The organism is Streptomyces sp. NPDC005799, assembly GCF_040630525.1.
Classification (GTDB): Bacteria; Actinomycetota; Actinomycetes; order Streptomycetales; family Streptomycetaceae; genus Streptomyces; species Streptomyces griseorubiginosus_B.
This window is the reverse complement of the sequence record NZ_JBEXXQ010000064.1, coordinates 1-18945: the sequence shown is the minus strand read 5'-3', so window position 1 is coordinate 18945 and position 18945 is coordinate 1. Positions and strand designations below refer to the sequence as shown.

At 72.0% G+C, this 18945-nt stretch carries 17 protein-coding genes and 2 pseudogenes; 13 read left to right on the top strand and 6 right to left on the bottom strand.

Going from position 1 to position 18945, the window contains the following annotated elements:
- Nucleotides 1–140: 140 nt before the first annotated feature.
- The 3 genes from ABZ453_RS42280 to ABZ453_RS42270 all read left to right on the top strand — a co-directional run bounded on the left by ABZ453_RS42280 (nt 141) and on the right by ABZ453_RS42270 (nt 4077).
- A complete protein-coding gene (locus ABZ453_RS42280) occupies nt 141–2768 on the top strand; it encodes an alpha-L-rhamnosidase C-terminal domain-containing protein (protein ID WP_359023954.1) in 2628 nt (875 codons plus the stop codon).
- A gap of 71 nt (nt 2769–2839) precedes the next feature.
- The gene (locus ABZ453_RS42275) at nt 2840–3481 is read left to right on the top strand and encodes an acyltransferase (protein ID WP_359023952.1); all 642 of its coding nucleotides are present in this window, start codon (nt 2840–2842) and stop codon (nt 3479–3481) included.
- Between the two features lie 95 nt (nt 3482–3576).
- Nucleotides 3577–4077 carry a universal stress protein gene (locus ABZ453_RS42270; RefSeq protein ID WP_356773302.1) on the top strand — a complete coding sequence of 167 codons (501 nt, stop codon included), beginning with the start codon at nt 3577–3579 and terminating at the stop codon, nt 4075–4077.
- A gap of 2 nt (nt 4078–4079) precedes the next feature.
- On the opposite strand, the gene ABZ453_RS42265 is transcribed toward ABZ453_RS42270, so the two are convergent.
- Together ABZ453_RS42265 and ABZ453_RS42260 are read right to left on the bottom strand one after the other, a co-directional pair.
- The gene (locus ABZ453_RS42265) at nt 4080–4415 is read right to left on the bottom strand and encodes a hypothetical protein (protein ID WP_359023950.1); all 336 of its coding nucleotides are present in this window, start codon (nt 4413–4415) and stop codon (nt 4080–4082) included.
- Complete coding sequence (locus ABZ453_RS42260; RefSeq protein WP_359023948.1) at nt 4412–4546, bottom strand: hypothetical protein; 135 nt, start codon at nt 4544–4546, stop codon at nt 4412–4414. The genes ABZ453_RS42265 and ABZ453_RS42260 overlap by 4 nt, the downstream gene beginning before the upstream one ends.
- Before the next feature lie 128 nt (nt 4547–4674).
- Between ABZ453_RS42260 and ABZ453_RS42255 the strand changes: the two genes are divergently transcribed.
- From ABZ453_RS42255 to ABZ453_RS42240, 4 genes are all read left to right on the top strand, one after another.
- The gene (locus ABZ453_RS42255; RefSeq protein WP_359023946.1) at nt 4675–6141 is read left to right on the top strand and encodes an NAD(P)/FAD-dependent oxidoreductase; all 1467 of its coding nucleotides are present in this window, start codon (nt 4675–4677) and stop codon (nt 6139–6141) included.
- A gap of 100 nt (nt 6142–6241) precedes the next feature.
- The gene (gene icmF / locus ABZ453_RS42250) at nt 6242–9472 is read left to right on the top strand and encodes a fused isobutyryl-CoA mutase/GTPase IcmF (protein ID WP_359023944.1); all 3231 of its coding nucleotides are present in this window, start codon (nt 6242–6244) and stop codon (nt 9470–9472) included.
- Between the two features lie 98 nt (nt 9473–9570).
- Nucleotides 9571–9936 (top strand): LysE family transporter, encoded by a 366-nt coding sequence (locus ABZ453_RS42245; RefSeq protein WP_359023941.1) that lies wholly within the window; start codon nt 9571–9573, stop codon nt 9934–9936.
- Complete coding sequence (locus ABZ453_RS42240; RefSeq protein WP_359023939.1) at nt 9891–10052, top strand: hypothetical protein; 162 nt, start codon at nt 9891–9893, stop codon at nt 10050–10052. Before ABZ453_RS42245 ends, ABZ453_RS42240 begins: the two co-directional genes overlap by 46 nt.
- A gap of 16 nt (nt 10053–10068) precedes the next feature.
- On the opposite strand, the gene ABZ453_RS42235 is transcribed toward ABZ453_RS42240, so the two are convergent.
- Nucleotides 10069–11781, bottom strand: coding sequence for an IlvD/Edd family dehydratase (locus ABZ453_RS42235; protein ID WP_359023937.1), 1713 nt, complete (start codon nt 11779–11781; stop codon nt 10069–10071).
- A gap of 50 nt (nt 11782–11831) precedes the next feature.
- Here ABZ453_RS42235 and ABZ453_RS42230 point away from each other — a divergent pair, with 50 nt between their 5' ends.
- Both ABZ453_RS42230 and ABZ453_RS42225 read left to right on the top strand, forming a co-directional pair.
- Nucleotides 11832–12659, top strand: coding sequence for an IclR family transcriptional regulator (locus ABZ453_RS42230; protein ID WP_359023935.1), 828 nt, complete (start codon nt 11832–11834; stop codon nt 12657–12659).
- Entirely contained in the window at nt 12656–13708 is a 1053-nt protein-coding gene (locus ABZ453_RS42225) for an alcohol dehydrogenase catalytic domain-containing protein (RefSeq protein WP_359023933.1), read from the top strand. Before ABZ453_RS42230 ends, ABZ453_RS42225 begins: the two co-directional genes overlap by 4 nt.
- A gap of 22 nt (nt 13709–13730) precedes the next feature.
- On the opposite strand, the gene ABZ453_RS42220 is transcribed toward ABZ453_RS42225, so the two are convergent.
- Entirely contained in the window at nt 13731–16022 is a 2292-nt protein-coding gene (locus tag ABZ453_RS42220) for an FUSC family protein (RefSeq protein ID WP_359023930.1), read from the bottom strand.
- A 194-nt stretch (nt 16023–16216) separates the two neighbouring features.
- Here ABZ453_RS42220 and ABZ453_RS42215 point away from each other — a divergent pair, with 194 nt between their 5' ends.
- The 4 genes and pseudogenes from ABZ453_RS42215 (at nt 16217) to ABZ453_RS42200 (ending at nt 17893) form a co-directional block, all read left to right on the top strand.
- Nucleotides 16217–16696, top strand: a complete 480-nt coding sequence (locus ABZ453_RS42215; RefSeq protein WP_359023928.1) for a flavin reductase family protein — start codon at nt 16217–16219, stop codon at nt 16694–16696.
- 132 nt (nt 16697–16828) lie between these two features.
- A pseudogene (locus ABZ453_RS42210) lies at nt 16829–17116 on the top strand (non-heme iron oxygenase ferredoxin subunit); the annotation flags it as partial.
- 37 nt (nt 17117–17153) lie between these two features.
- A pseudogene (locus ABZ453_RS42205) lies at nt 17154–17360 on the top strand (helix-turn-helix domain-containing protein); the annotation flags it as partial.
- A gap of 257 nt (nt 17361–17617) precedes the next feature.
- Entirely contained in the window at nt 17618–17893 is a 276-nt protein-coding gene (locus ABZ453_RS42200) for a cyclophilin-like fold protein (RefSeq protein WP_359023926.1), read from the top strand.
- Between the two features lie 117 nt (nt 17894–18010).
- Here the strand turns inward: ABZ453_RS42200 and ABZ453_RS42195 are convergent, their stop codons facing one another.
- Nucleotides 18011–18736, bottom strand: coding sequence for an SDR family NAD(P)-dependent oxidoreductase (locus ABZ453_RS42195; RefSeq protein ID WP_359023924.1), 726 nt, complete (start codon nt 18734–18736; stop codon nt 18011–18013).
- Between the two features lie 83 nt (nt 18737–18819).
- Complete coding sequence (locus ABZ453_RS42190; RefSeq protein WP_359024017.1) at nt 18820–18924, bottom strand: hypothetical protein; 105 nt, start codon at nt 18922–18924, stop codon at nt 18820–18822.
- Nucleotides 18925–18945: the final 21 nt, after the last annotated feature.

Below are 18945 nucleotides of genomic sequence, written 5' to 3'. Positions count from 1 at the left end.
TCGGCGAGCTTAGCGATCATTGACCTCCTGCATGGGGTCAAGCGCTGCACAATCCCTGTACGGGATACCGGACTTGAGATAACGTCGCCCTGCCCCAGCGTATTGAATCGTTTCAAACCGCCTGTGAGGGACGAGGTGCCATGACATCCACCAGCCCATCGGAGCACCCTGCACAACCCGGCCCCCGCCGTCGTACGGTCCTCGCGGCCGGCGCCGGAGCCGTCGCTCTGACCGCCGGACTTCCCACGGTGACCCCGGCGGCGGCCGACACCGGAACGGCCACCACCAGACCTCCACGCATCGGCACGGGCTGGCAGCACTACGTCCAAGGCCCCGCGTCCCGCACCGTGCGACCCGAGCGTGTCCTCGCCTCGGCCGGTGACGTCCGCAAGCCCGAGGCCCTGCTGAAGCCCGGCGGCGCCAGAACCGTCCTGCGCCGTCCGCAGTCCGCCCCCGCCCCGCGCTGGCCGGAGGGCACCCAGGCCTCGGCGTCCTCCACGCACGCCGGGAACAACGGCAACGACGGTCAGCCGCGCACCTACGACGCCGCCAACGCCATCGACGGCAGCCCCGACACCTTCTGGAACGACGACACGATCGCCGCCTTCCCCGACACGCTGATCATCACCCTGCCGCAGCCGCGGAGCATGTCCGGCATCACCGTGATCTCCAACAGCGACGGCGTGCCGACCGATTTCACGGTCGACGTCTGGGTCAACGGTGCCTGGCAGACCGTCGCGACGATCTCCGACAACGATGTCATCCAGCGGGCGGTGCCCTTCACCACGACGTTCTCGACGACCCAGGTCCGCGTCACCGTCACCGCCGTCCAGGACACCCCGCGCGGGGCGTTCACCCGGATCAACGAGGTCTGGCCCGAGGCGGTCCAACCGGTCGTGGCGCCCAGCGTGACGGTCGACTTCGGCAAGGTCGTCGTGGGGTACCCGCGCGTCCGCTTCACCTCCGCCTCCGACAACTCGCCCGGCGTACGCCTCGCGTTCTCCGAGACCAAGCAGTTCCTCACCGACCGCTCCGACTTCACCCGCTCCGACCAGTCCGGCGTCGCGGCCCAGGGAACCGACCAGTTCGCCGTACCGGCCAAAGGCGCGGACTGGACCGACCACAAGGGCTTGCAGTCCGGCGACAAGGTCTACGCCGACGGACTGCACGGCTTCCGCTACCTGCGCATCACCCTCGACGCACTGGCGACCGACGCCCCGGCCGCGCAACCCTGGGGAACCGTCGAAATCGACTCCGTCAGCCTGGACTTCACCGCCTACGTCGGCACCCCCGCCACCTACCGCGGCTGGTTCCTCTGCTCCGACGACGACCTCAACCGCTACTGGTACGGCGCCGCCTACACCAACGAACTCGTCACCGACACCTTCCGCCAGGACGACGTCGACCCGCGCAACGCCTGGACCGCCTCCCTGGAGGGCAAGCTCGTCCTGCACGACGGGGCCAAACGCGACCGCGACCCGTACGTCGGCGATCTCGCCGTCTCCGCCCGGACCCTGTACCTCACCCACGACGACACCGCGGCCGCCGCCCGCAACGTGCTCGCCGACCTCGCCGACCACCAGCGCACGGACGGCTGGATCCCGCCGGCCTCCATCGCCGCCTACACCCTCCCGCTGTTCGACTATCCGCTATGGTGGGTCACCTGCAGCTGGGACTACGTGCTCTACACCGGGGACCGCGCCTACGCCACCCGCTACTACCCCAACCTGCTGAAGGTCCTGGACACCTGGTACCCGAGCGTCACCGACGAGTCCGGACTGCTCAGCAAGGGACTCAACAACACCGGCGGCTACGGCGACTACGCCTTCCTCGGACGCACCGGGAGGGTCACCTACTACAACGCTCTTTACGTCCAGGCGCTCAGGGACGCCGCCCAGCTCGCCCGCCTGCTCGGCCACCAGGCCGACGCGACACGATGGACGCAGCGGGCCGACGCCGTGAAGGACGCCATCAACTCCCAGCTGTGGGACGCGATTTCGGGCGCCTATCTCGACTCCGGCACCGGGGCCGTCCGGCACGCACAGGACGGCAACTCCCTCGCCGTCACCGCCGGCGTCGCCGACACCGACCGCGCTCAGTCCGCGCTCGCCCATCTCGACGCCACCACCAGGCGCCCGTACGGCAACGCCTTCATGGACAACGACACGATCTTCGACGGCGCCTCGCAGCGCGTCTACGCCTTCACGTCGTACCCGGAGATCGTGGCCCGCTTCACCGCCGGACGCGCCGACTCCGCCCTCGACCAGATCCGGCGCATCTACGGATGGATGGACGCCCATGACCCCGGCATCACCAACTGGGAGGGCATCGGCCCGGGCGGCTCGCTCTACGAGGACGCCTACACCAGCATGGCCCACGGCTGGTCCACCGGTGTCCTCCCGGCACTGACCCACCACCTGCTGGGCGCCCGGCCGACGTCCCCCGGGTACGCCACCTGGGAGGTGCGCCCCGAACCCGGCGACGTCACCTGGGCGCAGGGGCAACTCCCCACACCGCACGGCGCGCTGCGCGTGGCATGGGAGAACTCAGGACGGGTCTTCCGACTGGATGTGGAGGTCCCGCGGGGAACCCGGGGCACGGTCGCGCTGCCGGGGAACAGCGGCCGTCTGACCGTACGGGCCCACGGCCGACGGGTGTGGGACGGGCACCGCGCGTCGGACGGCACGGTCGGTGTCGAGGACGGGCGCGTCACGATCACCGGACTGGCCCCGGGCGCGCACACCGTCACCGCCCGACGGGACGGCTGACCGGGGGACGGCGCGGACACGACGTCCGAATTCCGCCAGGGGCCGAGCGCGCCGGCGGAAACAATCGACGTATGACCGTGAACCAGGACGGGATCCTCATCGAGCACCGCGGGCACGCCCCGCAGGTCCACCCCACGGCCTACGTGGCACCGAACGCCACGCTGGTCGGCGACGTACGGGTCGGGCCGCGCGCCCGGGTGATGTACGGCGCGGTGCTCGATGCCGAGGGCTCCCGGATCGACATCGGCGAGGCGTCGGTGATCTGCGAGAACGCGGTCCTGCGTGCCTCCGCGGTCGCCGGCGACCAACCGGTGCTCCTCGGCGACCACGTCTTCGTCGGACCGCACGCCACCCTGCTGGGCTGTGAGGTGGTCCGGTGCGCCTACCTCGCCACCTCGGCGACCGTGCTGCAGGGCGCACGGCTCGGCGCCGGCGTGGTCGTGGCCGTCGGCGCACTGGTCCACGCCCGTGCGGTGCTGCCGGACGAGTTCTTCGTGCCCCCGCACACCCTCGCGCTGGACGACCCGGCCCGCGTCCTGGCGCCGGGTGACCCGGGTGTGGCCGAGGCGGTCGCACGGGTCGGCTTCGCCCAGGTCGCCTTCGGCGTCGACGCGGCCTGGACGGACCGGATCAGGCGGTACGAGCGTGTGGCGGAGATTCGGGTGGCGGAGTTCGGCGCGCATGCGGAGGACAGGATGCTCGGCGTCGAATGACCTTGCCCGGCGGCGGGATCGTGGCACTGTGGGTGTCGTAGTCATCGCCGTTCAACGCCGCGTGTCGCCCGTCGCCGCCGAAGGAGGTTGACCGCGTGAAAGTGGTCGTCTGGATCGTCGAGGGCACCTGGCCCGCGTGCGTGGACGCCGCGCGCAGACACGCGCTCGAGGACGCGGACGTCGTCCTGCTCCATGTCACCCCGGAGGACCTGCCGAGCGTGGCACACGGCGCGTTCGCCGGGCTGCTGGGCCGGGGGCACGCGGAACGCGATCCCGGCACCCGCGTCGAACACCTCGCCGCGGCCTCCGCCGACCAGCTCCTGCGCGCCGCCGCCGACCGGCTCGGCCGGCCCTGCACCCGAACCGAGCGCACTGGACGCGTCGAACGCGAGGTCGTCGCGGCGGTCGAGAACGCCGATCTGCTCATCCTGGCCCGCGACGGCGACCGTACCCATCTGGGCCCGCACAGCCTCGGCCCCGCCAGCCGCTTCGTCCTGGACCACGCCCCCTGCCCGGTCCTCCTGGTCTGGCCCGAACCGGCCCCCGGCCTGGCCACCATCCCGCCCCCACCGCCGCATCCCCCGCACCACCGGTAGCGTCAGCGGGCCAACACCTGGAGGGCGAGGTAGGGCAGCAGGACCGCGGGCAGCGTCAACAGCCATGGCCTGAGCGGACGTTCACGTCTGAGAGGTACGCTCACAACGGCGATTACCAGCAGCGCCAGCACGAACAGACCGGTGATGACGAGCAGGCCCAGGACCGGACCGCTGTGATCGATCTGGTCGTAGGTGCAGCCGTCCAGGTCGGGCCGTTCGAGATCGTCGAGCCCGCAGTGGCCGTACGCGGCATACCAACGGGCGCACCACACCACGACGACGGTCGGTAGCCCGATGAGGAGATGGACCAGCAGCGGTCCGCCGTAGCGACGGATCACCGCAGCGCTCTCCGGGCGCGGAACTCGGTCACACAACCCGCGCCGATCACGAGCAGGGCGCAGATGGCGAAGACGCCGAGTCCGGCGATGATGAGCCCCCTGTCCGGCATGATCTTTGTCGGTTCGGGCAACTCCACCAGGCCGGAGGGCGTTGGACTGTGACGGAGGCCACTGCTCCAGTCACAGTGGTGTCACAAGAGCCCGCGTGCGCGGCTCGCCCCCGTCCACCGCGCCCCGACTCGCACGCCGAGGAGTTTCCATGAGCACAGCCGTCGTCGTGGGCAGTGGTCCCAACGGGCTCGCGGCGGCCGTCCGGCTCGCGCGCGCGGGGGTTGTCGTCACCGTGCTGGAGGCGGCGGACGTCATCGGCGGTGGTACCCGCACCAGCGAGCTCACGCCCGGCCTGCTGCACGACCATTGTTCGGCGATCCACTCGATGGCGGCCGGCTCGCCCTTCCTGCGCACCCTGGACCTGGAGCGGTTCGGTCTGCGCTGGTGCCTGCCGGAGATCGACTGCGTGCACCCGCTGGACTCGGGAGCGGCGGGCGTGCTGCACCGGTCGGTGCGGCGGACCGCCGAGGGGCTCGGCCGTCCCGACGGCTCCCGCTGGGAGCGGCTGTTCGGGCCCCTGGGTGAGCACTTCGACGCGCTGGCCGGGGACTTCCTGGGCCCCCTGACCCGCGTGCCGCGTCACCCGCTGCTGCTGGCCCGCTTCGGCGTCCCGTCGCTGCTGCCCGCCTCCGCGCTGGCGCGGGTGTGGCGTTCACAGGCGGCGCGGGCGCTGTACGGCGGCATCGCCGCGCACGCCTTCCGGCCGCTGAACCGCCCGGCCACCGCCGCCATCGGGGTGTCGATCATCGCCTCCGGGCACCGGTACGGCTGGCCGGTGGCGGCGGGCGGCTCGCGCGCGATCAGCGATGCCCTGGCGGGTCTGCTGGGAGAGCTGGACGGCCGGATCGAGACCGGTGTCCGGGTGCGGTCGGCGGCCCAACTCCCGCCCGCCGACGTGGTGTTGTTCGACCTGGCGCCGGCTGCGGTGGCCGACGTGCTCGGCGACCGGCTGCCGGCCCCGGTCGCCCGCGCCTACCGTCGCTTCCGGCACGGTCCGGGCGCGTTCAAGGTGGATTTCGCGGTCGAGGGCGGGGTGCCCTGGACCCACGAGGCGGCACGGCGGGCGGGAACCGTGCACCTCGGCGGGACCTTCGAGCAGGTCGCCGCCGCCGAGTACGCCGTCCACCTCGGCCGGATGCCCGAGCGGCCGTTCGTGCTGGTCGGACAGCAGTACCTGGCCGACCCGGCGCGCTCCGCGGGGGACGTCCACCCGGTGTGGACGTACGCCCACGTGCCCCACGGTTACGACGGCGACGCGACCGAGGCGATCGTCCAGCAGATCGAACGGTTCGCCCCCGGCTTTTGCGACCGGGTCGTCGGCAAGGCGGTGCGCACGCCCGCCGCCTTCGAGGAGTACAACCCGAACTTCGTCGGCGGGGACATCGTCACCGGCGCCAACACCGTCCGCCAACTGCTGGCCCGACCCCGCCCCGCCCTCGACCCGTACGCCACGGGCGTGCCCGGCGTGTTCATCTGCTCGGCCGCCACCCCGCCGGGAGCCGGGGCGCACGGCATGTGCGGAGCGCACGCGGCCGAGTCGGCGCTGCGGTATCTGCGGCGTACGGGGCGTCGATCACGCCGGGCGAGGGCACAGGATGGTAGGACGTCCGAGTAACTGTGCTGCTCCTCACACGCCGCCCTCCGGCCGCCGATTACTAGGACGTCCTACTATTTCTTCGTCAGTGCCCGCGACCTGCCCTGGGAAGGCCCCCGCCATGAGCGATCTGCACCGGCCCGTGCACCCCGTCCGTCTGGTCACGGCCTCGGCCCTGTTCGACGGGCATGACGCCTCGATCAACATCATGCGGCGCATCTTCCAGTCCCAGGGCGCCGAGGTGATCCACCTCGGCCACAACCGCTCCGTACAGGAGGTCGTCGACGCGGCCCTCGAGGAGGATGCCCATGGCGTGGCCGTCTCCTCCTACCAGGGCGGGCATGTCGAGTACTTCGAGTACCTGGTCCAGTCGTTGTGCGAGCAGGGGGCGGAGCATGTGCGGGTGGTGGGCGGCGGTGGCGGCGTCATCGTCCCCGAGGAGATCGCCCGGCTGCGGGGGAGCGGGGTGACCATCTTCTCCCCGGAGGACGGGCAGCGGATGGGGCTGGCCGGAATGGTCAACACGGTCGTGCGGGACTGCGACTTCGACCTGTGGGACGCGAAGCCGGCCGATGCCGCCGCCGTCCTGGTCGGCGACCGGTTCGCCGTCGCGCGTGCCGTCACCGGCGCCGAACTCGGCAAGCTGGACACGGAGTTCCTGGGGCAGCTGCGCGCCGCGGCCACCGCCCGGACCGTGCCGGTGCTGGGCATCACCGGCACCGGCGGCTCCGGAAAGTCCTCCCTCACCGACGAGTTGGTGCGCCGCTTCCGCGTCGACCAGCAGGACAAGCTGCGGATCGCGGTGATCGCCGTCGACCCGACCCGCCGCCGCGGCGGGGGCGCCCTGCTCGGTGACCGGATCCGGATGAACTCCCTGGACGGCAACCGGGTGTTCTTCCGCAGCCTGGCCACCCGCGGCAGCCGCGAGCTGCCCGAGCACCTCTCCGACGTGATCGACGTCGTGAAGGCCGCCGGGTTCGACCTGGTGATCGTGGAGACGCCGGGCATCGGCCAGGGCGACGCGGCGATCGTGCCGTTCGTCGACACCTCGCTGTATGTGATGACGCCGGAGTTCGGCGCCGCCTCCCAGCTGGAGAAGATCGACATGCTCGACTTCGCCGACGTGGTGGCGATCAACAAGTTCGAGCGGCGCGGCGCGAAGGACGCGATGCGGGACGTGGGCCGTCAACTGGTCCGCAACCGCGAGGCGTTCGGTAAGCGGCCGGAGGACATGCCGGTCTACGGCACCTCCGCGGCGACCTTCAACGACGACGGCGTCACCGCCCTGCACCAGCACCTGAAGACCGTCCTGGCCGAGAAGGGACTGCCGCTGGCCGAGGGCACGCTGGCTCCGGTCGACGTACGGCACTCCTCCGGCATCCGCCAGGTGGTCCCCGCGGACCGGGTCCGCTACCTCGCCGAGATCACCGGCTCCATCCGCGCCTACCACGTCACCACCGGTCAACTGGCCGACGCGGCACGGCGGGTGCAGCGCCTGGCGGCGGTCGAGGGCGAGCTCGTCGACGCCGGCCTGGACGCCGAGGACGTACGGTCACTGCTGGCCCAGGCGCGGCGGCGGCTGCCGTACGAGATCACGGAGCAGATCCAGAACTGGCCCGCGGTCGTGGCCGCCTACTCCGGCGACGAACAGGTGGTGAAGGTGCGGGACAAGGAGATCCGCACCAAGCTCACCCGCGAGTCGCTGTCCGGCAACAAGATCCCCCGCGTCGCCCTGCCCCGTTTCACCGACCACGGCGAACTGGTGCGGTTCTGGCGAGCGGAGAACCTGCCCGGCCACTTCCCCTTCACCGCCGGGGTGTTCCCCTTCAAGCGCGACGGCGAGGACCCGGCCCGCATGTTCGCCGGCGAGGGCGACCCCTTCCGCACCAACCGCCGCTTCAAGCTGCTCTCCGAAGGCCAGCCCGCCACCCGCCTGTCCACCGCCTTCGACTCCGTCACCCTCTACGGCCGCGACCCCGACGAACGCCCCGACATCTACGGCAAGGTCGGCACCTCCGGTGTCTCGGTGGCCACCCTGGAGGACATGAAGGCCCTCTACGACGGCTTCGACCTCGTGGCACCCACCACCTCGGTCTCCATGACCATCAACGGGCCCGCGCCCACCATCCTCGCCTTCTTCCTCAACACCGCGATCGACCAGCAGACCGAGAAGTTCCGCGCCGCCGAGGGCCGCGACCCGTCCCCCGAGGAAGCGGCCGAGCTGCGCGCGCACGCGCTGGCGACCGTGCGCGGCACCGTGCAGGCCGACATCCTCAAGGAGGACCAGGGCCAGAACACCTGCCTGTTCTCCACCGAGTTCTCGCTTCGGATGATGGCCGACATCCAGGAGTGGTTCATCCAGAACAAGGTCCGCAACTTCTACTCGGTGTCCATCTCCGGCTACCACATCGCCGAGGCCGGCGCGAACCCCATCAGCCAGCTCGCTTTCACCCTGGCCAACGGCTTCACCTACGTCGAGGCCTACCTCGCGAGGGGCATGCACATCGACGACTTCGCCCCCAACCTGTCCTTCTTCTTCTCCAACGGCATGGACCCCGAGTACTCCGTGCTGGGCCGGGTCGCCCGCCGCATCTGGGCGGTGGCGATGAAGGAGAAGTACGGCGCCAACGAGCGCTCGCAGAAGCTGAAGTACCACGTCCAGACCTCCGGACGCTCCCTGCACGCCCAGGAGATGGACTTCAACGACATCCGCACCACCCTGCAGGCACTCATCGCCATCTACGACAACTGCAACAGCCTGCACACCAACGCCTACGACGAGGCCGTCACCACCCCCACCGAGGACTCCGTCCGCCGGGCCCTGGCCATCCAGCTGATCATCAACCGGGAATGGGGCCTGGCGATGAACGAGAACCCGCTCCAGGGATCGTTCATCATCGACGAACTGACCGACCTCGTCGAGGAGGCCGTCCTGCAGGAGTTCGAGCGGATCAGCGAACGCGGCGGTGTGCTCGGCGCGATGGAGACCGGCTACCAGCGCGGACGCATCCAGGACGAGTCGATGCTGTACGAGCAGCGCAAGCACGACGGCTCGCTGCCGCTGATCGGCGTCAACACCTTCCGCAACCCGCACGCCGACACCGCCGAACCGGCCGTCGTCGAACTCGCCCGCGCCACCGAGGAGGAGAAGCACTCCCAACTGGGCCGTGTCCACGACTTCCAGGCCCGCCACCAGGAGTCGGCCCATGCCGCCCTGGCCGCCCTGAAGGACGCGGCGGTCAGCGGCGACAACGTCTTCGCCGTCCTGATGGACGCCGCCCGGGTCTGCTCGCTGCAGCAGATCACCGACGCGTTCTTCGAGGTCGGCGGACAGTACCGCCGTAACGTCTGACGGTCACCGATACGAGGTCGGCCGCATGCCCTCGCGTGCCGGTGGAACACGGCAGTTCTCGGCTCGGCCCGTAAGCGGGCGGCAGGGCGGAGGACGGCATGTCGGTCGATCTCGTGAGGTTCGTCGGGGTGGTGCTGCTCGCCTACCTGGTACCGGGCCCCGACTTCCTGGTCATCGTCCGGGCGTCCGTCCGGCGACGCGCAGTGGGCAGGGCCGCGGCTCTCGGCGCCCGGGCAGGGCTGTGTGTGCACTTCTGCGCGGCCGTCCTGGGAGTGTCCGTCCTCGCGACCCGGTTCGCGTACGCCTTCACCGTCATCAAGCTGCTCGGGGCCGCCTACCTGGTGTACCTGGGGGTGCGCGCCCTGCTCGGCGCACGGCGGATGCCACGGCGGGAGGACGGCCCCCGCTGCGCGACGGCGTGGCCGACATCGTCCTCGGCCTCGGCTACTGGCTGGCCCTGGTGATGGTCGCGGCCCGGCTGCGGTCCGTGCTGGAGCGTCCGGCCTGGCGGCGCCGCTGGGAGCGGGTCACCGGCGGGCTGCTCATCGCCATCGGATTGGGGGTCGCGGCGACGGAGTGACCGTCACCGTCGGCCGTCAGTGCGACTCGCGGCTGACCTCCGAGCCGCTGGAGCCGACCAGGAAGTCCAGGTCGGCCCCGGTGTCGGCCTGCAGGACGTGGTCGACGTAGAGGCGTTCCCAGCCCCGCCCGGGGTTGGCGAAGCCGGTGACGGTGGCCTTGCTCGGGGGCCGGCGGGCGAGTTCCTCGGCCGATACGTCCATGTCGATGCGCCGGGCCGCGACGTCGAGGGTGATGACGTCCCCGGTGCGGACGAGGGCGAGGGGACCGCCCGCCGCGGCTTCCGGAGCCACGTGCAGGACGACCGTGCCGTACGCCGTGCCGCTCATCCGGCCGTCGCAGACGCGGACCATGTCGCGGACGCCCTGGGCGAGGAGCTTCCTGGGCAGAGGCATGTTCGAGACCTCGGGCATGCCCGGGTAGCCCTTGGGGCCGCAGCCGCGCAGGACCAGGACGGAGTCGGCGTCCACGTCGAGGTCGGGGTCGTCGACGCGGGCATGGAAGTCCTCGATGGAGTCGAAGACGACCGCCCGGCCGCGGTGGCGCAGCAGGTGAGGTGAGGCGGCCGCCGGTTTGACGAGCGCGCCGTCGGGGGCGAGGTTGCCGCGCAGGACGGCGATACCCCCCTCGGCGACGAGCGGTTCGGCGCGGGTGCGGATGACCTCGCCGTCCCAGATCGGCGCCTCGTCGAGGTAGTGGACCAGCGGCTCGCCGGTGACGGTCAGCGCGTCGGGGTCGAGCAGGTCGCGGACCTCGCGCAGGACGGCGAGGAGGCCTCCGGCGCGGTGGAAGTCCTCCATCAGGAAGCGGCCGGCGGGCTGGAGGTCGACCAGGACGGGGACGCGCGAGCCGATGCGGTCGAAGTCGTCGAGGGTCAGCTCGACGCCCAACCGGCCCGCGATCGCCAGGAGATGGACGACGGCGTTCGTGGAGCCGCCGATCGCGGCCAGCGCCACGATCGCGTTGTGGAAGGAGGCCTTGGTCAGGAAGGTCGACGGCCTGCGGTCGGCGCCGACCAGCTCCACGGCCCGCCGGCCGGTGTGGTGCGCGGCCTGCAGCAGTCGGCTGTCGGGTGCGGGGGTTCCGGCGACTCCGGGTACGACGGTGCCCAGGGCCTCGGCCACCAGCGCCATCGTGGAGGCGGTGCCCATGGTGTTGCAGTGCCCGCGGCTGCGGATCATCGCGGACTCGGAGCGGGTGAACTGCTCCTGGCTGAGGGTCCCGGCGCGGACCTCCTCCGACAGCCGCCACACGTCCGTACCGCAGCCCAGCGGACGCCCGCGGAAGGTCCCGGTCAGCATCGGGCCGCCCGGCACGACGACCGCGGGCAGATCCACCGACCCGGCGGCCATCAGCAGGGACGGGATCGTCTTGTCGCAGCCACCGAGCAGCACCACGCCGTCGATGGGGTTGGCCCGGAGCATCTCCTCCGTGGCCATCGCCGCCATGTTGCGCCAGAGCATCGCCGTCGGGCGCACCTGGGTCTCGCCCAGCGACACCACCGGCAGATCCAGCGGGATGCCGCCCGCCTCGTGGACACCGTCACGGACCGAGGCCGCGACCTCGTCGAGATGCGCGTTGCACGGGGTCAGATCCGAGGCGGTGTTGGCGATGGCGATCTGTGGCCGGCCCGAGAACGCGTCCTCGGGCCCTCCTCGACGCATCCACGCCCGGTGGATGTAGGCGTTGCGGTCCTGACCCTCGTACCACTGGGCGCTGCGGAGCGTCACCCTCGAGCCCCTTCCGGCAATCGACACACAGGTCTAATCTGTGGAACGCCATGGAGCATACGCAGAGCGATGAGGGATCGACAGACCCCGACGAAGACGGCTCCGAGCGCGTCGGCGGAGCTCGGCTGGTGGGGTCGGACCGGGTGCTCGCGGTCCTCAAGCAGCTCGCCCGGCATTCCGAGGGCGTGGGCCTGGAGGAACTGACCCGGGCGATGGGCAGCCCGAAACCCACCGTGCACCGGGCTCTGGCCGCCCTGCGCCGGGCCGGATTCGCCGATCAGGACGGGCGCGGCCACTATCTGCTCGGCGACGAGTTCCTGCGCATGGCCTTCGCCCACCACGAAGCGCGCCCCGAACACGTCCGCCTGCGGCCGGTGCTGGAAGCGCTGGCCGCCCGCTTCGGCGAGACCGCCCACTACGCCGTCCTCGACGGCCGCGAGGTCGTCTACCGCGCCAAGGTCGACCCGCCCAACGGCGCCGTCCGGCTGACCTCCACGGTCGGCGGCCGAAACCCCGCCCACGCCACCGCCGTCGGAAAGCTGCTGCTCGCCCACGAGTTGAGCACGCCGGAGGCCGTACGACGGTGGATCGGCGACGCTCCCCTGGAGCGCCGGACGCCCCAAACCAGGTGCGGGGCCGAGGAGTTGCACCGCGAGCTGGAGGTAACCCGCACACGCGGTTACGCCCTCGACGACCAGGAGAACGAGGCAGGCGTCAACTGCCTCGCCCTGCCCGTCTACGCCGTCTCACCGACCGCTCCCTCAGGAGCGGTGAGCGTCAGCGCCCTCGCCTACCGAACTCCCGTGCAGACCTTGACCGAAGGGATCGACGACATCCGCAAGCTGCTCGGCCCGCTGAACGGGCCGCACCCGCGATGACCGTCCGCGCCATACGCGCTTTCGTCCTGACCGCACCGGGGGAGTACGCGGTCCAGGAGGTCCCGGCACCCGTGGCGGCTCCCGGGGAAGTCGTCGTCGACGTCGAGCGGGCCGGTGTCTGCGGCACCGACGCCGAGTTCTTCAGCGGCGCGATGGCCTACCTCCACCAGGGACACGCCGCCTACCCCATGCGTCTGGGCCACGAGTGGGCCGGACGCGTGGCCGCCGTCGGCGACGGGGTCGACCCCGCGTGGATCGGCCGGCGGGTCATGGGCGACACCATGCTCGGGTGCGGCGACTGCCGCCGCTGCCGGCGAGGGCACCAGCACGTGTGCGACAAACGGCAGGAGGTCGGCGTACGCGGGAACCGGCCCGGGGCGCTGGCCGAGCAACTGGCCGTCCCCGCCACGTCCTTGCACGCTCTGCCGGACTCCGTCGACGCCGAACTCGGGGCCCTGGTGGAGCCGGGCGGCAACGCCCTGCGCGCCGCGCGGGCCACGGGCGCCGGGCCCGGTGACCGGGTTCTGGTGCTCGGGCCGGGGACGATCGGGCTGCTCGTGGCGATGTTCGTCCGGGCCGCCGGGGCCGAGGTGCACCTCATGGGCCGTACCGCCCCGTCGCTCGCCTTCGCCCGCGCACTGGGCTTCGAGCACGTGTGGTGGGAGGACGCCGTTCCCGAGCTGCCCTTCGACGCCGTCGTCGACGCCTCCAACGCCGCCCATCTGCCGGGCAGGGCACTGGAGTTGGTCGAGCCGGCCGGACGGCTCGTGTACATCGGACTGTCCGGTGAACCGAGCCGTGTCGACACCCGCGCGCTCGCCCTGAAGGACGTGACCGCGGTGGGCGTGCTGTCCGCGTCCCCGGGACTGGCGGCAACGATCCGGGCCTACGCGCAGGGTCTGGTCGATCCGCGACCGCTCGTCGCGGCGACCGTGGGCCTGGAATCGGTCGGCGCCGTGCTCGCCGGAGGACGGCCCGCGGAGGCGGGCCCCGGGCCCAAGGTCCTCGTTGATCCACGGCGGGAGGACGCTCGTCCAGCGCACGAGTGAAGAGGCCTCGTGAGGCCTGGTCTCACGTCTCGGCGGGCCTCGCCGCCGCGGCCAGCCCGGACTGCAGGCGGCGGGCCGCGTCGAGGTGGTCGGCGGTCCAGATGATACGGACCGCCGTGTCCGTGGCCTTGCCGGCCTCGTCGCTCAGATCGCGCCGCAGGGAGGTGACCAGGCGGGCCTCGGCGGCCGGGTCCGGGGGCATCGGGTCCGGCACCGAGGTGCCGCGGTCCAGGCCCGTCGCCAGATTGCGGTACCAGACGGAGACATGGTCCGCGGTGCCCATCAGCACCAGACGTGCGTCCACCCGGTCCGTTTCGTCGGGCTGCTCACCGGCGCGCTGCCACAGGCCCAGGACGGCGTCCGCGGCGAGCCGCAGTCCGACGACGCCGGTGACGAGGGTGGTCATGTCGGCCAGGAGCACCGGTTTGGCGCCGCGCTCCGCGAGATAACTGCGGAAGGCGTCGTCCAGGCGCCGAGCCGCGGCCGCCGCCTGGCGGTTCTCCTCCTCCGGGGCCGCGACGGGCGGGGGGCCGCCGGCGCAGCGGCCCACCGCGTACCGCACCGCGCCGGCCAGATAGCGCGCGCTGTCGGTGTAGGCGGCGGCGAGGGCGCGGTCGACGGCGGCCGTGGCGCCGCGCGGCCAGAAGAACAGGCCGACCAGCACGCTCACCCCGCAGCCCAGCGCGATGTCCTCGATCCGCAGCAGCACGATGTGCCAGTCCGGGTGCCGGCCGATGTTGAACAGGATGACCAGCGTGACGGTGAACGCCGCCTGACCTGCGGCGAAGGAGATGGCGGCGGGTGCGATGCCCGCGACCAGCACGGCGAGGGGCAGCAGGAACCACAGCACTGTGCTGTGGTCGCCGATCAGCTGGAGCAGCCCGGCACCGAGCACCGAGCCGACGAGGGTGCCGCCCAGCGCGCGTACGGCGTTCTGGCCGGTGTTGAGGGCGTTGGAGCGCAGGACCGACAGCGTGCCCAGCAGCACCCAGAAGGAGTGCTGGACGCCGGTGGCGTCGGCGAGGGCGACCGCGACGCCGAGGCCGAGCGCGCCGCGCAGGCTGTTGTGCAGCCAGACGGAGCCGCGCTGGAGGTGGGCGGCGGCCCGCTCGTGCGCCGAGGCCAGCGGCTGGACGACGGTACCGGGTTCGAGGCCCAGCAGCCGCTCCGGCCAGCTGCGGCGCTCGGCGGCCGCGGCCAGGTCCACGTTGCCGGCGATCTGCAGGGTGGCGAACCCCAGTTCCTGCGCGCGGAAGGACAGGTCCAGGGAGCCGAGGAAGTCCCGGATCTCCGCCTCCGTGCCCGGGCGGGGCCGGTGCACCGGCAGCCGGGTGACGGCCCCGTGCTCCATGCCGTCCATGACCTCGCGCAGCTCCGCCGAGGCGGCCCGCAGAGCCTTCGGGTCCGACCGCGGGGCGTCCAGGAGATCGGCGGCCCGCTCCAGGACCTCGGCGGCGGATCGTCGTACCCGATGGGCGTCCCGGTCGCAGCCGGCGTTCCCGTCGTCCGGAGGCGCGCTCTCGGCCACGATGGCACTGAGCCAGGTCAGTTCGTCGACCAGCCGGACGATGGCCCGCGACCCGGTCGACAGGCCGGTCGGCCGATAGGGCGTGGCGTCGAAGGCGGTGCGCAGCTCGGCGGCCGTGGTGGCGGCGCCGTGGGCGGCCACGCGGCAGTGGGCGGGGCTCGGCGCGTCCGGATCGGCGGCGAGCCGGGACGCGTCGGCGTGCAGCTGTGCGGCGGCCGCGCGGCAGACCCGGGCGGCGGGCGCGCTGAGCGGGTCCGCGGTGGGCCGGGGCCAGAGCAGGGAGATCGCGGGCAGGGCGGCGGCCGCCGCGAGGCCCGCGCCGGCGAGCCGGTCGGGCAGCTGCGAGAGCGGGCCGGGTGAGGTCACCGGAAGGACGAAACCCAGCAGCAGTGCCGTCGACGCGCCCGCGAGGACGGAGCTGACCACACCCGCGAACAGCACCAGGAAGCCGACCACCACGGTGACCGTGACCGCCAGCCACGTCTGCCGGGCCACGAGCGTGCCCAGACAGATCAGCAGCGCCCAGGCCACCGCGAGCCCCATATGGGCGCGTAGCCGCTGCACCATCGGACCGGTGAACTCCACGAGCAGCAGCATCGAGAACGAGCCGAACGCCGCGAACGTGGCGATCGTCGGCGCGTGCAACACCTGGCTGCACAGCGCGAACAGGGCCGGCATGACCAGCGCGGTCCGACCCGCCCGGCGCGTCGCCGCCAGCCCCGGATCGTGGTCCCGCAGCCACGCCCCGAGACGCCCGGCGACCGCGAGACGACCAGGTATCCGCATACGCCCGCACACCTCCCGTCGGCACGACGCCCGCGCGCCCCACAGGTGTCGAGTATGTGCGCCCCGGGACCGCGCTGCCCGCCTTCCTGCCGAAAACGTCCGGGGCGCCGGGGCCATGTTTGCGCCCGTGAGCCGGAGTGGAAGGCGGGCACTCGTACGCGGAGCGATCGGCGAAGGATCCGGAGCGGGCAGCCATGACAGACATCGACACGTTCACCGACCGGCTGAACCCCGACATGTGCGTGGTCACGGCCTCGGCGGATGGGCAACGGGCCGGGTGTCTGGTGGGGTTCTTCTGCCAGTGCTCCATCCAGCCAGCGCGGTTCGCGGTGTGGATCTCCAAGGCCAACCACACCTACGACATCGCCCGCCGCGCCGACTGCCTCGCCGTCCATCTGCTGACCCGTGAGCAGCACGCACAGGCGGAGCTGTTCGGCGGACGGACGGGCGACCGGACCGACAAGTTCACCCGGACACCGTGGACACAGGGGTACGGCGGCTCGGCGATCCTGGACGAGGTCGCGGCGTGGTTCGTCGGCACCGTCGAGAGCCACATCGACGGAGGCGATCACGTCGGCTTCGTCCTGGCACCGGTGCAGTGGGGAGGCGGCACGGACGGTCCACTGCTCAGGCTCCGCGACGCGCTGGACATCGACCCGGGCCATCCGGCCTGAACCTCCCCGGGAGTGGCGGTGTCCTAGGTCCATGTGCCGAGGAAGGTTCGGGCTGGGGGAGGGTCCCGCGCCGAGGTCGCGTCGCTACGGTGGGCGATCAGCCACCATCACGCGGACGCACCCAGGAGAGCGATGCCGAGCGACGGCTACACGTACATCTGCGCGTTCGACGGACTGGAGGAGGACGTTCCGCGCCGATTCGAGGTGCAGGGGACTCCCCTCTCCCTCGTGCTCACCGAGAAGCAGGTGTTCGCGATCCACGACGTGTGCTCGCACAGCGCCGTCTCGCTCGCCGAGGGCGAGGTGGAGCGGTGCACGGTCGAGTGCTGGCTGCACGGCTCCCGCTTCGACCTGCGCACCGGCAACCCCCTCGACCCGCCGGCGACGCGCCCCGTCCCCGTGTACCCCGTGCAGATCGAGGACGGCCGCGTCTACGCCTACCACCGCGGAGCCAACGGTGACACAGGTGCCGGACGACGCCGTCGTGGAGCGGGCCGACGCGGCCCGCAACCGCGCCCGGTTGCTGGAGGCGGCCGCCGACCTGGTGGCCGAACGCGGCGCGGACCATGTGACGATGCACGAGGTCGCCCAGGCGGCTGGGGTGGGCAAAGGCACCCTGTTCCGCCGGTTCGGCGACCGGACCGGACTCCTGCTGGCGTTGATGGGGGACGTCGAGGCGGAATTCCACGAGGCGTACAGCGCCGTACGGCCCAACGGGAACGTCGCCGGCACCTCGATCGCCTTCGCCGGCGAGAGTGCCTACGCCCGCATGCTGCACGACGCGCTCGCCCCGGAGAACATCCATGTCGCACAGCTGATCGTGCCGAGCACAACAGCCCGGACGCGTTGGCCCAGCGCCTGTACAGCATGCACAGCGGGCGTGACGTCTTCCGCCACTACTCCGAGCCCCTGCCCGACTGAATGTCCCGACGCCTCTTGATACCGGCCGCCGCCGTGCTGCTGGCCGCGCCGGCCCCCACGCCCGTGCTGCGGCCACCGCACTCCGGCCCGTCACCGACCACGACCTCCGGCAGGACCAGCGCCATGAAGCTGCGCCTCACCATCGACGGCCATCCCGTCACCACCACCCTGATCGCCGATCTGCCCCTTCGGCTGTCCACCTCCGGCGCCCCGGCCGGAGCCGAGCCCAAGGCCGGTGACCTGGCCTACCACAGGCCCTGGGGCAACCTGGTGTGACCCGCACTGAAGTGCGGGTCAGTACGACCGAATCGGCACCGCGGACAAGGTCCTCATAGAAGCCGCGGCCTCCTGATATCCGTCCGCGTGACGTTGTCCAGGAGCCGCTGCGCCCGCTCACAGCTGCGTGCCGGTCTCCTCGGCCAGTGCCATCAACAGGCGGTCCTGGAAGGCCTCGTCGTGGACCGCGTCGTGCGGTTCGCTCCGTTGGCGGTGGTACCAGTACCCGCCCGTGGTCAGGGCCAGCGGGTCGTCGCTCGTCGCGAGCCACACCTGTGTCTCGTGGCCGAGTTCCAGATCGTCGGGCGCGTTCGGCCCGCCCATCTTCGTCGGCACCCAGCCCGGGTCCACCGCGTTGCTCAGCACCCCGGGCCGCAGGCGCGCCACCGCTGCGGTGAGCGTCGTGACGAACAGCTTGCTGTCGGCGTACGAGCCCGCGCCCCGCCCCCGCCAGTCGACGCCGGCGAGTGAGGGGCGCCCGCCGAAGTGCGAGCCGCTGCTGAGGTACACCAGCCGCCGCGGCCCGCGCAGCAGGGCCGTGAGCAGGTACGGCGCGACGATGTTGACCGGCATGACAGCGGGTCCGCTCCACACGCCCGCGTTGTGGACGACCGCGTCGAGCGGCTTGGCGTCATTGAGCTCGGCGGCGATGTCCCGTACCGCCGCACGCTCGGTGAAGTCGCCCACTACGAGGTGGGCCCCGCGCTCGACCAGAGGGTCGAGCGCCGTCGCGCGCTCGTGGCTGCGGGCGTGTACCACCACGTCGTGTCCCGCGGACAGCAACGACGCGGCCGCGGCCCGCCCCAGGCCGTCCGCGGAACCGGTCACCAGGATCCGACTCAAGATGGCACCGCCTCTCGGGTGATCGCTCGTCCCCGTCCCCCTCATCATCGTCGATCAGGCCAGCGGGCTTGGCGAAGACCAGGTCAGCGGGGTTCGCGAACCACCGCCACCTCCCCCGCCGGCACGGTGACCGATCCGGTCGTGGGCTTGCCGGAGAGGAGTTCCGTCGCCTCGGGGGAGACGGGGATCTGGGCGTCGTGGTCGGTGTG